This is a genomic window from Streptomyces sp. NPDC002265 (genome assembly GCF_040296125.1).
Classification (GTDB): Bacteria; Actinomycetota; Actinomycetes; order Streptomycetales; family Streptomycetaceae; genus Streptomyces.
Genome location: NZ_JBEOWS010000010.1, coordinates 1 through 14,227, shown reverse-complemented (window position 1 = coordinate 14,227; position 14,227 = coordinate 1). Strand labels below are relative to the sequence as shown.

The window sequence follows — 14,227 nt, the reverse complement described above, 5'->3', positions numbered from 1 at the left end:
TTCGCAGCCCTCTCACGCACTGGACGAGCCGCGCCCATGCCCCACAACACCACGGTCGAGACGCCGCCGCAGCAGGACAGGCGCGACGACGCCTCCTCCGCCTCCGGATCCCTCGCACACGGACTGAAGCAGCGCCATCTGTCGATGATCGCCCTCGGTGGCGTGATCGGCGCCGGACTGTTCGTCGGCTCCGGCGCCGGCATCGCCGCCGCCGGGCCGTCGATCGTCGTCGCCTACGCCGTCTCCGGCCTCCTCGTGATGCTGGTGATGCGGATGCTCGGCGAGATGTCCGCCGCGCACCCGTCCTCGGGCTCCTTCTCCGCGCACGCCGAGCGGGCGATCGGCCCCTGGGCGGGCTTCACCGCCGGCTGGTCCTTCTGGGTGCTGCTGTGCACGGCCGTCGGTCTGGAGGGCATCGGCGCCGCGAAGATCGTCACGGGCTGGCTGCCGGGCACCCCCGAGTGGGCCTGGGTGGCGCTGTTCATGGTCGCCTTCTGCGGGGCGAACCTGGCCGCGGTGAAGAACTTCGGCGAGTTCGAGTTCTGGTTCGCGGCCCTGAAGGTGGGCGCGATCAGCCTGTTCCTGGTGCTGGGCGGGCTGGCCGTGGCCGGCGTGCTGCCGGGCACCGACTCCCCTGGCGTCTCCCACCTCACCGACTTCCTCCCCAACGGCGGCGAGGGCCTGGTGATCGGCCTGCTCGCCTCGGTCTTCGCCTACGGCGGCCTGGAGACGGTCACCATCGCCGCCGCCGAGTCGGAGAACCCGGTCAAGGGGGTGGCGAGTGCGGTCCGTACGGCGATGTGGCGCATCGCGGTGTTCTACATCGGGTCGATGGCGCTGATCGTCACCCTGGTCCCCTGGGACTCGAAGGAGGTCGTCGACAAGGGCCCGTACGTCGCCGCCCTCGACCACCTCGGCATCCCGGGCGCCGGCCAGCTGATGAACGTGGTCGTGCTGGTGGCGCTGCTGAGCGCGATGAACGCCAACATCTACGGCTCCTCGCGCATCGCGTACTCGCTGGTGGAGCGCGGCCAGGGCCCGAAGGCGCTGGGCCGGGTGTCCGGCGGGGTGCCGCGCGTGGCCGTACTGGCCTCCTGCGTCTTCGGCTTCGGCTGCGTGGTCCTCAGCTACTGGCGGCCCGACGACGTCTTCCCCTGGCTGCTGAACATGATCGGCGGGGTCATCCTGGTCGTCTGGTTCTTCATCGCCGTCTCGCAGCTGCGGCTGCGCCGCCGGCTGGAGCAGGAGTCGCCGGAGAAACTCGCCGTGCGGATGTGGGCGTTCCCGGTCCTGACCTGGGTGGCGCTGGCCGGGATGGCGGGCATCTTCGTCCTGATGGCCCGTGAGCCCGACACCCGTGTGCAGCTGTACGCGACGGGCGCGATGACGGTGTTCCTGGCGGCCGCCGGCTACGCCAGGCAGCGCTCCCGCGCCCGCGGCTGAACGCTCGTCGCCACGCCGAAGGGCCCTCGCGTCTGCCGCGCGTGGGCCCTTCGGCGTCGCGCGAGCCTGCGTCCGTGCCGTGGCGCGCGCCGTCGTTCCGGTGGTACGAGAGGAGCGACAGGACGGAGGCACGGGTGACCACCAAGTACCTGGACTGCCGCAACTGCGGGGACATGCAGGACTTCAGACCGCTGACGGACGAGGAGAAGGACGCCGTGCGCGCCCTCGTCGAGGACCGGTACGTGCACGACTTCTGGCGCTGCACCGCCGCCGGCTGCCTCCGCTTCCAGCGCTGGTACGCCAAGCGGGACGGGGCGAGCCTGCCGGAGAGCTTCCGGGTGCCCGCCCCGCCCGAGACACCGTGACCGCCCCCGGGCGGCCCCTGCCGCTCAGAGGTTGCTGAAGTCGGGGCCCTTGGTCCGGGTGCGCTTGATCTCGTAGAAACCCGGGACCGAGGCGACCGCGAGGGTGCCGTCCCAGAGGCGGGCGGCCTCCTCGCCCTTGGGGGCGGGGGTGACGACCGGGCCGAAGAAGGCGATCTGCTCGCCGTCGGAGCCGGGCACGGCGATGACCGGGGTGCCGACGTCCTGGCCGACCTTCTCGATGCCCTCCTTGTGGGAGGCGCGCAGCTCGGCGTCGAACTCGAAGTCCTTCTGCTCGGCGTAGTCGATCAGGTCGGCGGGCAGGCCGACGTCGGCCAGGGCGGCGGCGATGGCCTCCAGGGTGGGACCCTCGCCGTTGTTGTGGAAGCGGGTGCCGAGGGCGGTGTAGAGCGGGCCGAGGACGTCGGCGCCGTGCTTCTGCCAGGCCGCGGTGACCACGCGCACCGGCTTCCACGCCTTGGTCTCGAGCATGTCCCGGTACTCCTCCGGCAGCTCCTCCAGCCGGTCCTCGTTCAGCACGGCCAGGCTCATGATGTGCCAGCGGACCTCGATGTCGCGGACCTTCTCGACCTCCAGCATCCACCGGGACGTCATCCACGCCCAGGGGCACAGCGGATCGAACCAGAAGTCGACGGGGGTCTTGGCGGACACGGAAGCGGTGTCGGACATGGCTCTCCTAGGGATACGCGAGGTTCGGGGATTGGCAACACCGGCCTGTGCCGCCGCATTCCCTCGTGCCCGGCGTCAGGGGTGCATGGCAGGATCGGTCCTGTTCCGTCGTGTCCCATGACGTGTCCGACACATCCAGAGGGAGTGCCGCCCGTGCCCGGTGAGAATCTGACCCGTGACGAGGCCCGGGAGCGGGCCGCCCTGCTGTCCGTCGACGGGTACGAGGTGTCCCTCGACCTGCGCTCCGCCGTCGGCGACGGGGACGGGGAGCCGCGCACCTTCCGCTCGGTGACCACGATCCGCTTCCGGTGCGCCGAACCTGGCGCGACGAGCTTCGCCGACCTGGTCGCGCCGAGTGTGACGGCCGTCTCACTCAACGGCCGCGACCTCGACGCGGGGGCCGTCTTCGACGGGTCGCGGATCCTGCTGGAGGACCTCGCCGCCGACAACGAACTGGTCGTCGACGCGCAGTGCGCGTACTCCCGCACCGGCGAGGGCATGCACCGCTTCGTCGACCCGGAGGACGGCGAGGTGTACCTGTACACCCAGTACGAGCCGGCCGACGCCCGCCGGGTCTTCGCCGACTTCGAGCAGCCCGACCTCAAGGCCCCGTTCCGGTTCGAGGTGCGGGCGCCGGAGGGCTGGACGGTGTGGAGCAACGGCGCCGGTGAACTCACCGACGGGGTGTGGCGGTTCGCCGAGACCAAGCCGATCTCCACGTACATCACCTGTGTGACGGCGGGCCCGTACCACTATGTGACCGACTCCTACTCCCGTACGTTCGACGACGGCACGACGCTGCGGATCCCGCTCGGCGCCCTGTGCCGCAAGGGCCTGGCGCCCTACTTCGACGCCGACGACGTCTTCCTGGTCACCAAGCAGGGGCTGGACTTCTTCCACGACCACTTCGACTACCCGTACCCGTTCGGCAAGTACGACCAGGCGTTCGTGCCGGAGTACAACCTCGGCGCGATGGAGAACCCGGGCCTGGTGACCTTCCGCGAGGAGTACATCTTCCGCGGGAAGGTGACCCAGGCGTCGTACGAGGCGCGGGCGAACGTCATCCTGCACGAGATGGCGCACATGTGGTTCGGCGACCTGGTCACCATGGTGTGGTGGGACGACCTGTGGCTGAAGGAGTCCTTCGCCGACTTCATGGGCACCTTCGCCAACGTCGGCGCGACCCGCTTCACCGACGCCTGGATCACCTTCGCCAACCGCCGCAAGGCCTGGGCCTACCGCGCCGACCAGCTGCCCTCCACCCACCCGATCACCGCGGACATCCGCGACCTGCAGGACGCCAAGCTCAACTTCGACGGCATCACCTACGCCAAGGGCGCGAGCGTCCTGAAGCAGCTGGTGGCGTACGTCGGCCAGGACGCGTTCCTGGAAGGCGCCCGGCGCTACTTCAAGCGCAACGCCTACGGCAACACCCGGCTGGGCGACCTGCTGTCGGTGCTGGAGGAGACCAGCGGGCGGGACATGGCCGCATGGGCCCGCTCCTGGCTCCAGACGGCCGGCGTCAACTCGCTGACCCCGCAGGTGCTGCTGGACGAGCAGGGCCGGGTCGCGGAGCTGGCCGTGCTCCAGGACGCCGCCGAGTCCCACCCCGAGCTGCGCCCGCACCGGGTGGCGATCGGCCTGTACCGGCGTACGGCGGACGGCGCCCTGGAGCGCTACGCGCGCGCGGAGGCGGACGTCGACGGCCCGCGTACGGTCGTGGCGGAGCTGGCCGGGGCGCAGACGCCGGAGCTGGTCCTGGTCAACGACGACGACCTGACGTACTGCAAGATCCGCTTCGACGACACCTCGCTCCAGACGCTGCGCGCCCACCTCGGCGACCTCACCGACCCGCTGGCCCGCGCCCTGTGCTGGTCGGCGCTGTGGAACCTGACCCGGGACGCGCTGCTGCCGGCCCGGGACTTCGTCGATCTGGTGCTGCGCTTCGCGGGCCGCGAGTCGGACATCGGCGTGCTCCAGATGCTGCACGCCTGGGCCGACTCCGCGCTGGTCAACTATGTGGCACCGCAGTGGCGCGAGACGGGCGGGCGGCTGCTCACGGACGGCGCGCTGGCCGAGCTGCGGTCGGCCGAGCCGGGCAGCGAACACCAGCTGGCGTGGGCGCGGTTCTTCGCGACCGCGGCGTCCACTCCGGCCGACCTCCAGCTGCTGAAGGACCTGCTGGAGGGGACGGAGGAGATCGAGGGGCTGGTGGTCGACCAGGAGCTGCGCTGGGCGTTCCTGGAGCCGCTGGCGGCGCACGGGGTCGCGGACGAGAAGGTGCTCGCCGCCGAACTGGCCCGCGACGACACGGCGTCCGGCAAGCGCCACCAGGTCCGCTGTCTGGCCGCCCGTCCCTCGGCGGCGGTCAAGGCGCAGGCCTGGGCGCAGGTGGTCGAGTCGGACGCGCTCTCCAACGCGCTCGTCGAGGCCACGATCGGGGGCTTCGCCCAGCCCTCCCGGCGGGATCTGCTCGCGCCGTACACGCAGAAGTACTTCGCGGTCATCGACCGGGTGTGGTCCGAGCGGTCCATCCAGATCGGCATGGACGTGGTGCGCGGCCTGTTCCCCGCGCTCCAGGACTCCCAGGAGACGCTGGACGCCGCCGACGCCTGGCTGTCGGCCCACGAGAAGGCGGCTCCGGCGCTGCGCAGGCTGGTGCTGGAGGCGCGGGACGACCTGGCGCGCGCGTTGCGCGGACAGGCCTGCGACGCGGCGGCGGACGCCTGAGCCCCCGGGACCGCACACTCCGCAGCTGTTCCGGAATTCAGGAAATAGCCGTTACGGAATTCAGGCAATAGGAACCGTAACCCCTGGTCCGCCCCGAACGGACCAGGGGTTTTCCGCGCCTTTTCGGCACCCGAACACCCGTCCTTTAGTGCCACCTTGTCCGCATTTGTCAACAGCTGTGTAACACGGGTTACGGGGCGGACCGGGCACGGGAACCTCCGGGTCATGAACCACAACACCCCGCTCCCCCCGCTCTCCCCCCGCCCCGTGCGCCGCCCCTTCGAGGTGCACCGCCGTGTCATGACGGCCCACCAGCTCCGCGCCCACGGCGTCCCGCCCGCCGAGGCGAACGAGCGGTGCCGGGCCGGCGGCCCCTGGCAGCAGCTCCTGCCGGGCGTGTTCCTGCTCCGTCCCGGCCCACCGACCAGTGAGGAACGACTGCACGCGGTGCTCATGTACGCGGCCCGCGAGTCGGCACGCCCCGCGGTGCCGGCGCAGCCGAGCGCGGACGAACCCCACCGTCCGTACTACGCCGACACGATGATCACGGGGCTGGCGGCGCTGACCCTGCACGGCTTCGCCGGCACTCCCCCGCTGCCGTCCCTGGAGCATCTCGACGTCCTGGTCCCGCGCCTGCGGCGGCTGCGCTCGGCGGGCTGCGCGCGGATCGTGCGCACCGCGGACCTGCCCGTCCCGGACCAGGTCACGGGTCTGCCGTTGGCCCCCGTCCCGCGCGCCCTGGCCGACGCGGTGGCAGGCATCGCGGACGCGGACACCGTACGCCGTCTGCTGACCGAGGCGGTCCACGGCGGCCGCTGCGAACCCTCGGTCGTCGTACGGGAGCTGAATCAGGCGGGGCTGCTCGGGCGCGCGCATGTGGTGGACGCCGTGGACTCGCTGGTGGCCGAGCGCCGGGCGGTCGCCGAGGACCGCCTGTACCGGATGGTCGGCGCGTACGGTCTGCCCGACCCCGTCTGGAACGTCGACCTGCGGCTGCCGGGCGGCCCGCACCTGGGCGGCCTGGACGCCTACTGGCCCGAGCAGGCGGTGGCGGTGGAGCTGGACACCCGCGCCCCCCGCCGGGACGAGGACGCGCTGTGGTCCGAGTACGCCCGCAAGCGCGAGCACCTGGAGCGGCTGGGCATCACGGTCGTCCACGTCACCCCCAAGCGGCTCAGGGACGCGATGGAGGAGCAGGCGGCGGTGATCCGTACGGCGCTGATGGCGTCGCGCGACCGTGAGCCCGCCGCGTATGTCGTGGTGCTGCCCCGGTAGTGACGGACCGGGGCGGCACCAGGAGGGGGAGGAGGGGCCACCGGGCCGAGCCGGCGGTCCCTCCTCGTGCGTCCCGCGCTCCCGGGACCCGTCCTACAGCGTCTCCGGGAGCGACGGACGGGTGGCGCCCGCGTGCACGCGGTCGATCAGCTCGGCGTACGACGCGATCATGCGGGTCCGGCTGAAGCGCTCGCGGGCGGCCGCCAGGGCCGGTGCGAGGGCGCCGCGCCCCGCGACCGCCTCGTCCCAGGCGCGGGCCACGGCCTGCGGGTCCGGCGGGGTGACGAACCCGAGCCCGTTCACGATCGCCGAGCTGTCCCCCACGTCGGTGGTCACCGGGACCGCGCCGCACATCATGCCCTCGATCAGGCACAGCGGGGCCGCCTCGCCCCAGGACGAGGTCAGCGCGACCACGTCGGACCCGGCGTACACGACCTCCATGTCGCGCCGCACCCCCAGCAGGTGCACCCGCCCGGCCGGCGGGCACTCGCCGCCGAAGGCGTCCGCGATGTCCGCCCCGAGCTCCGCGTTGGCGCCGGTCATGCCCGCCCCGCACAACAGCACGTGCCCGTCCGGCCGGTCGCGCAGCCAGGCGCGGGCGGCCCGCAGGAACAGCGGGACGTTCTTCATCGCCGCGTACCGGGCCGCCAGGACGACCACCGGCGCGGTGTCCGGGATGCCGAGCTCGGCGCGCAGCGCGACCCGGCGGGCCGGGTCGGGCCGGAAGCGCACCAGGTCCACCCCGTTCGGGATCACGTGCAGCAGTTCCGCGGGAACCCCGGCGGCCTGGTACGCGGCCCGCGTGGACTCGGCGCAGCAGACACAGGCCGCCACGGTGCCGTCGGCGATGGCGGTCCGCAGCTCGTCCAGCGCCGGGCCCTGGTTCTCGGGGTCCGAGCGGTGCAGTGCGACCACCACCGGGCGGCGCGGCAGGCCCGCCTGGTTGAGCAGGGACAGGGGCTGCTCCTTGAGCGACAGGATCACGTCGACATCCGCCATCGCACGCGCTGTTTCGGCCAGTTCCGGGCCGCTGAAAACGGCCGAATCACCTCTCCCGCCGAGCGTACGGCCGAGTGAGCCGACCCCCACCCCGGCCGCGGTCAGCGCCCGGTAGCAGGCGTCGTCCTCCATCAGCTGCCGGGTGGCCTCGCGGTGCACCTCCGCGTACACGCTCAGGACCCGTTGGTACTGTCCGCCTTCTCGCAGCCCCAGCACCACATCGCTGTGCACGATCCGGGCACCGCCGGAGAAGAAGCCTTCGTAGACCGACAGCACCCGCAGTCCGCGTCCGGTACGCACACGACCACCCGCCTTGCACAAATATCTGGCCATCCCCGTGAAGTGCGGGTTAGCCGATATGAGGCGATACCGACATTGCTTGAGCGTGAACTCCGTACTTCGTGTCCGTGGCAGCTCGTCGACACGTCCACTCCCGTCGCGGGGCTCCGCCCGACGCCGCGCTCAGCTCTTCCTGAGCACCAGTTCGGTGTTGCGGTCCCGTGCTTCGCCGGCCCGCTGCGTGCGGGCGCCCGGGGTGTTGAAGGCCAGCTCGCGGTAGAGGGCCGCGAGGCCGGTCTGGGAGAGGTCGGCGAAGTCCGTGCGGTGCGGGGCGGCGGACTCGATCAGGGTGGTGAAGACGGAGAGGGTCCCGTCCTTGTTGTCGGTGAGCTCGATCACCCGGGCGAGCTGGGGGTGGTCGACATGGGAGGCGGTGGAGATCTCCCAGAAGGAGTGCCCGGCGGCGGACGTGTGCGAGGTGATCACGTTCCGGTGGATGTGGCCGTTCACCCAGGCCAGCACGTTGCGGTGGCGGCCGAGCAGGGAGACGACCTCGGCGCCGGAGTGCCGGGTCTCGTGCGGCCGGGCCGGATCCGGGCGGGTGTTCGACATGGAGCCGCTGGTGTGATGACTGAAGACGATCACGTAAGAGTCCGCGTGCTCCCGCAGGGTCCGCTCCAGCCACTTCAGCTGGGCGGTGCCGACGGAGCCTTCGTAGTGGCCGCCCGGGTCGGTGGTGTCGAGGCTGACGCCGAGCGCGTCGTCGGCGATCCGGAAGCTGTAGTACTGGGTGCCGGCCGACAGGTTCGCCGCGGAGTAGCCGTGCCCGAGCGGGCCGGGACCGGTGTACGCGGGGTCCAGATGGGCCTTGAGGTAGTCGGCCGGGGTGTAGGGGGCACGGCGCTCGTCCGGGGTGACCCGGCGCATGTCGCGGGCGTGCGCCTCGAGCAGGTCGCGGAAGGCCGTACCCATGGGGTCCGTGGCCCCGGAGATGAGCCGCTCCAGCTTCACCCCCTCGGCCGGGTCCAGGGTCATGAGCTTCCTGCCGCCGACCGCGTACTCGGCGAGGTAGGAGTCGCCGTGCCCGTAGCAGCCGAGCGGCAGGGCGTCGTGGTTGCCGACGGTCGAGTACCAGGGCAGGTTCAGGCCGGGGCTGTGCAGCTCCCGGGTCGCGGCGGCGAGGAAGCCCGCCAGGTGCGGGAAGCCGCGCTGCTTGTCGGCGTCGCGCAGGGCCTGGTCGGGCTGCCAGTACAGCTTGAGGCCGGAGTTCTGCACGCCCTCGTAGTGCCGCGGGTCACCGGAGTTCGGGGTGATGCGGCCGCCGCTCATGACGGTCAGGAACCACTCCAGCTCGGTACGGGCGTTGTTGTCGGTGTTGTCGCCGGTGGTCATCGCGAAGTGCAGCGGCGAACCGGTGACGGGGCCGGCGCGCAGCGCGTCGACGCGCTCGACGAGGGAGACGGCGCCGTGCACGGTCAGCGCCTCGTGCGGCCGCCAGCGGTCGACGTCGGCCGAGCGCAGGAACTCCAGCCGCAGCGGGTGCTGACTGTCGATCAGATGCAGGTCGGTGAGCTGCACGAAGGCGGCGAGCGCGGTACGGCGGTCCGCGCGGCCCGCCTTGGCGGCGGCCAGGTCGTCGCGGACGACGCGCCGCCAGCCGGGGCCGTCGCCGAGCCGGCGGTAGCCGGAGGCGGTGCGCGGGGCGGCGACGGTCGCCAGGGTGGTGCCCCGGGTGTACGGGGCGAGGGCGGCGGCCGCCGTGGGGCGGGACGAGGCGAGGGGGCCTCGCCGGCGGGAACGTCGGCGGCCGGCGCGGCCTGGGGGACGGTCGCGGGCGCGGCCTGGCTGTCGGCGGGCCGCAGGGCGTAGCCGACGCCCGCCGCGAGGGACACGGCCGCGGTGGCGGCGAGGACGGAGCGCCGGTCGACTCCCGGCACGGACGTGGTCACTGAGCGTATGCGCGACATGGCGCGATCTCCCCAGGGTGCGAACGCGTCGGCGGTGGTCGCGGGCGCCCGCCGATGGCGAACCGCCCACTCGTACCGGATGCTTGGCACCGGGGGTGACCTGGGCGTGAACGAGGCCGCAACGTGCGACACCCATCGCCGTACGTGGATCACGGACCACCCGGGAGGTCCGCGACCGCTCGTCGAACGGCCCGTGGGCGGTCACTGCGCGTTCATTTTCCGGGGTAGCACGGCAGCTCCCCGGCGGGCACGGCCGCCCGCGGAGGGCACCCGCGCTCCGGCAGGGCAGACCTACTCCGGGGCCGTTCCCAGGTGTCCCGCGGCCGGACGCCCGCGCCACAGCGTCAGCGCCACGTCGATCAGCGGCACCCGGGGCAGGCCGGGCACGGCCGTCAGGTCCTGCCAGGCGGCCAGGTCCGTGGATCCGCCGACCTCGTTGCGCAGTTCGCCGCCGACCACCCGGCCCTCGTAGACGAGCCGCACGCCGTGGTGGTCGGTGGCGCGGCGCAGCCCCGTGCGCCGGACGGCGTGCCGGACGGAGTCCACCCCGAGCAGGCCGGTGACCTCGATCCGATAGCCGGTCTCCTCCGCCAGCTCCCGCCGGACGGTGTCGTACGGGTCCTCGCCGTGCTCCATGCCGCCGCCGGGCAGCACCCACTCGGGGGTACCGTCGGGCGCGGACGACCGGGCGAGCAGGACCTGCCCCTCGCGGACGCAGACGGCATAGGCCGCCACCCTCAACTTCTGGCGCACCCGGCGAGGTTAACCCGAAGTGTGATCACCCGTTCACTCAAGTGGACATTCCGTGCCCGGAGTTCCCGAGAAACGCTCACAGGAATGTCACAGGATGACCACTCGTGTCCGTAAAATCCATCGGGGGTTTTCCCCATACATTCATCTTGTTTCGGTCAACCCTCCCCAAACACTTGCCCCTTGGGTAAAGCTGAGCGACCGTCCGGGGCCGTAGTCCGGACGATCGCGACCAGGGCCGATCGGGCCCGTCGCACCGCGCTCGTTCCTTTACCTGCAAGGGATGCCGATGACCCTCACCCCTCAGCGTGAACCCATAACCGGCGCCAGACGCGTGGTCCGTATCGCCGTGGCCGCCGGTCTGGTGGCCGCGCTGTCCGCGGCGGGACCGATACCCATGGCCTTCTCCGCCGGCCAGGCCCCCGCCACGGCGGACCCGGGCGTCAAGTCCGCGGACGAGAAGCTCGGTTCCGACGACGCCGACCGGCTCGCCGCGGCCAAGGCGGACGGCGACAAGACCGTCACGATGATGGTCGCCACCACGCCCGGCCAGACCGAGCAGGTCGCGGACAAGCTGGACGCGGTCAAGGGCGGCTCCGTCGGCCGGACCTACGACAAGCTCGGCTACGTCCGCGCCACCGTTCCGACGGGCCAGGCGGACGCGGCCATCGCCGCCGCCGCGAAGCTGTCCTCCGTGCAGGCCATCGACCTGCGCCAGGAGATCAAGCTCGACGACCCGACGCCCACCGCGGACACCGCCCGGGGCGCGAAGTCCGGCTCCTCGACGGTCACTTACCCGGCGCCCGGCAAGAAGACGCCCGCCGAGAACCCGTACAACCCGTCCTTCGAGACCGGTGCCGTCGACTTCGTGCAGGACCACCCGAAGGCGGACGGCCGCGGGGTCACCATCGGCATCCTCGACTCGGGCGTGGACCTGGGCCACCCGGCGCTGCAGAAGACCACCACCGGCGAGCGCAAGATCGTCGACTGGGTGACCGCGACCGACCCGATCGTCGACAGCGACAACACCTGGCGCCCGATGGTCACTTCGGTGTCCGGGGCCTCCTTCGCCTACGGCGGCCGCACCTGGACGGCGCCGGCCGGCTCGTACCAGATCAGCACCTTCAAGGAGTCGTACACCGCCGGCGGCGACGCGGCCGGTGACGCCAACCGCGACGGTGACACCACCGACTCGTGGGGCGTGCTGTACGACGCGGCGGCCGGCACGGTCCGGGTCGACCTGAACAACAACTTCGACTTCACCGACGACACGCCGATGAAGCCGTACAAGGACGGTTACCAGGTCGGCTACTTCGGTACCGACAACCCGGCGACCGACGTCGTCGAGCGCCAGCCGTTCGTCGTGCAGATCCGCAAGGACGTGCCGATGGACCCCTACGGCGGCGACTGGGTCGGCAAGAAGGTCGACTTCGTCAACATCGGCGTCATCGAGTCCGAGCACGGCACGCACGTCGCCGGCATCACCTCCGCCAACGGCCTGTTCGGCGGGAAGATGAACGGCGCGGCCCCGGGCGCGAAGATCGTCTCGTCCCGTGCCTGCACCTGGACCGGCGGCTGCACCAACGTGGCGCTCACCGAGGGCATGATCGACCTGGTCGTCAACCGCGGTGTCGACATCGTCAACATGTCGATCGGCGGCCTGCCGGCGCTGAACGACGGCAACAACGCGCGCTCCGAGCTCTACACCCGGCTCATCGACACCTACGGCGTCCAGCTGGTGATCTCCGCGGGCAACTCCGGCCCCGGTGCGAACACCATCGGCGACCCCGGTCTGGCCGACAAGGTCATCTCGGTCGGCGCGGGCATCTCCAAGGAGACCTGGGCCGCCAACTACGGCTCGGCCGTGACCAAGAAGTACGCGCTGCTGCCGTTCTCCTCGCGCGGCCCGCGTGAGGACGGCGGCTTCACGCCGACCCTGGTCGCCCCCGGCGCCGCCATCAACACCACCCAGACCTGGCTGCCGGGCGCCCCGGTCGCCGAGGCGGGCTACACCCTGCCGGCCGGCTACTCGATGCTCCAGGGCACCTCGATGGCCTCCCCGCAGGCCGCGGGCGCCTCGGCGCTGCTGCTGTCGGCCGCGAAGCAGAAGGGCATCGCCCTCACCCCGGCCACCCTGCGCACGGCGCTGACCTCCACCGCCCACCACATCAAGGATGTGCAGGCGTACGAGGAGGGTGCGGGCAGCATCGACATCGTGGACGCCTGGGACGCCATCAAGGACGGCGCCACCGCCCACGACTACACCGTCAAGGCCCCGGTCGACACCGCGATCGACTACGCGCTGAAGACGCCGGGCTTCGGCACCGGCCTCTACGACCGCGAGGGCGGCCTCAAGGCCGGCGACAAGAAGACGTACGACATCACCATCACCCGTACGTCCGGTTCCGCCAAGGCGATCCGGCACGACCTGCACCTCGCCAACAACGCCGCCGGCACCTTCCGGATCGTCGGCTCCGACGAGGTCAAGCTGCCGCTGAACCAGCCGGTGACCGTCAAGGTCCAGGCCGCGCCGAGGTCCGCGGGCATCAAGAGCGCGATCCTCGAGGTCGACGACCCGCGCACCGAGGGCACCGACAAGCAGATCCTGGCCACGGTCGTGGTCTCGGCGCCGGTGAAGTACACCTACGCCGCGTCCGGCACCGTGCAGCGCAACAGCTCGAAGTCGTACTTCGTGACCGTGCCCGCGGGCGCCAAGTCGCTGGAGGTCGCGATCGGCGGTCTGAAGGACAAGAGCCAGACCCGCTTCATCGCCATCCACCCGTACGGCGTCCCGGTCGACAACACCAGCACCCCGTTCTGCTACAACAACTACCTCGACGGCAACGGCTGCAAGCCCGACGTGCGCGCGTACGCCGACCCGCAGCCGGGCGTGTGGGAGATCGAGGTCGAGTCGCGCCGCACCTCGCCGCTGCTCGACAACCCGTACAAGCTCGACGTCGCCGTGCTCGGCGCGGCCTTCGACCCGGAGACCGTGACCGTGCCCGAGGCCAAGGTGGGCGTCCCGTCCGCCGCCTCCTGGAAGGTCACGAACAACTTCGCGGCCCTCGACGGCACGCTGGTGGGCGGCCCGCTCGGCTCGGCCAAGTCGGCCCGTCCCGCCATCAAGGAGGGTGAGACCCAGACCACCACGGTGGAGGTGCCCGCGGGCGCCAAGTCCCTGGACGTCGCCATCGGCAACGTCTCCGACACGTCCGCCGACCTCGACCTGACGGTCTACGACGCCAGCGGCAACCAGGTTGCCCAGTCCGCGGACGGCGACTCGGAGGAGTCGGTCTCCATCGCCTCGCCGGCCGCCGGTACGTACACCATCGCGGTCGCGGGCTACTCCGTCCCGGCCGGCTCGACCGACTACGACTACCAGGACGTCTTCTTCTCCGCCGCCCTGGGCTCCGTCTCCGTCGACGCCTCCGCGCCGGTGAAGCTCGGCACGGGCGCCTCGGCGTCGGTCTCCGGTTCGGTCACCGCGCTGGCCCCGGCGCCCGAGGGACGCGAGTTCTTCGGCCAGGCCCAGCTGGTGAACGCGCGCGGCACGGTCGCCGGCATCGCGAGCGTGAAGATCGAGAAGGTCACGCCGTAACGTCGGGTACGGCATCGGGGGCGGGGGTCCCACGGGCGCCCGCCCCGTCAAGTCGCCCCGTGCGGACTCCCCGGGGTGGGTGCCGGAGTGGGGCAGGGCCCCGGCGTGGGGCGCGCCGTTCCGGGGGACGGCGT

General features: G+C 71.8%; 8 protein-coding genes and 1 pseudogene. 5 read left to right on the top strand and 4 right to left on the bottom strand.

The features are described from left to right. Positions 1-36 precede the first annotated feature (36 nt). Both ABT085_RS03315 and ABT085_RS03310 read left to right on the top strand, forming a co-directional pair. The gene (locus tag ABT085_RS03315; protein WP_351601254.1) at positions 37-1,443 is read left to right on the top strand and encodes an amino acid permease; all 1,407 of its coding nucleotides are present in this window, start codon (positions 37-39) and stop codon (positions 1,441-1,443) included. 134 nt (positions 1,444-1,577) lie between these two features. Continuing rightward, entirely contained in the window at positions 1,578-1,808 is a 231-nt protein-coding gene (locus ABT085_RS03310; protein ID WP_351601250.1) for a hypothetical protein, read from the top strand. 24 nt (positions 1,809-1,832) lie between these two features. On the opposite strand, the gene ABT085_RS03305 is transcribed toward ABT085_RS03310, so the two are convergent. Further along, complete coding sequence (locus ABT085_RS03305; RefSeq protein ID WP_351601247.1) at positions 1,833-2,495, bottom strand: mycothiol-dependent nitroreductase Rv2466c family protein; 663 nt, start codon at positions 2,493-2,495, stop codon at positions 1,833-1,835. Between the two features lie 153 nt (positions 2,496-2,648). Between ABT085_RS03305 and pepN the strand changes: the two genes are divergently transcribed. Continuing rightward, positions 2,649-5,225 (top strand): aminopeptidase N, encoded by a 2,577-nt coding sequence (pepN, locus tag ABT085_RS03300; protein WP_351601244.1) that lies wholly within the window; start codon positions 2,649-2,651, stop codon positions 5,223-5,225. A 225-nt stretch (positions 5,226-5,450) separates the two neighbouring features. Beyond that, positions 5,451-6,500: a hypothetical protein gene (locus tag ABT085_RS03295; protein WP_351601241.1), complete on the top strand. Its 1,050-nt coding sequence runs from the start codon at positions 5,451-5,453 to the stop codon at positions 6,498-6,500. Positions 6,501-6,593: 93 nt separating this feature from the next. Here ABT085_RS03295 and ABT085_RS03290 read toward each other — a convergent pair whose 3' ends face one another. The 3 genes and pseudogenes from ABT085_RS03290 to ABT085_RS03280 all read right to left on the bottom strand — a co-directional run bounded on the left by ABT085_RS03290 (position 6,594) and on the right by ABT085_RS03280 (position 10,480). After that, on the bottom strand, positions 6,594-7,775 hold the full coding sequence (locus ABT085_RS03290; protein WP_351601355.1) for a glycosyltransferase: 1,182 nt from the start codon (positions 7,773-7,775) through the stop codon (positions 6,594-6,596). A gap of 186 nt (positions 7,776-7,961) precedes the next feature. Continuing rightward, positions 7,962-9,745, bottom strand: a pseudogene (locus ABT085_RS03285) (TIGR03767 family metallophosphoesterase). 291 nt (positions 9,746-10,036) lie between these two features. Next, positions 10,037-10,480: an NUDIX hydrolase gene (locus ABT085_RS03280; RefSeq protein ID WP_351601352.1), complete on the bottom strand. Its 444-nt coding sequence runs from the start codon at positions 10,478-10,480 to the stop codon at positions 10,037-10,039. Positions 10,481-10,784: 304 nt separating this feature from the next. Here ABT085_RS03280 and ABT085_RS03275 point away from each other — a divergent pair, with 304 nt between their 5' ends. Then, a complete protein-coding gene (locus ABT085_RS03275) occupies positions 10,785-14,093 on the top strand; it encodes a S8 family serine peptidase (RefSeq protein ID WP_351601235.1) in 3,309 nt (1,102 codons plus the stop codon). Positions 14,094-14,227: the final 134 nt, after the last annotated feature.

What these genes read in the sequence shown, in the direction of transcription:
- ABT085_RS03315 (WP_351601254.1), top strand. Translation starts at nt 37, where the DNA reads ATGCCCCACAACACCACGGTCGAGACGCCGCCGCAGCAGGACAGGCGC.
- ABT085_RS03305 (WP_351601247.1), bottom strand. Translation starts at nt 2,495, where the DNA reads ATGTCCGACACCGCTTCCGTGTCCGCCAAGACCCCCGTCGACTTCTGG.
- ABT085_RS03295 (WP_351601241.1), top strand. Translation starts at nt 5,451, where the DNA reads ATGAACCACAACACCCCGCTCCCCCCGCTCTCCCCCCGCCCCGTGCGC.
- ABT085_RS03275 (WP_351601235.1), top strand. Translation starts at nt 10,785, where the DNA reads ATGACCCTCACCCCTCAGCGTGAACCCATAACCGGCGCCAGACGCGTG.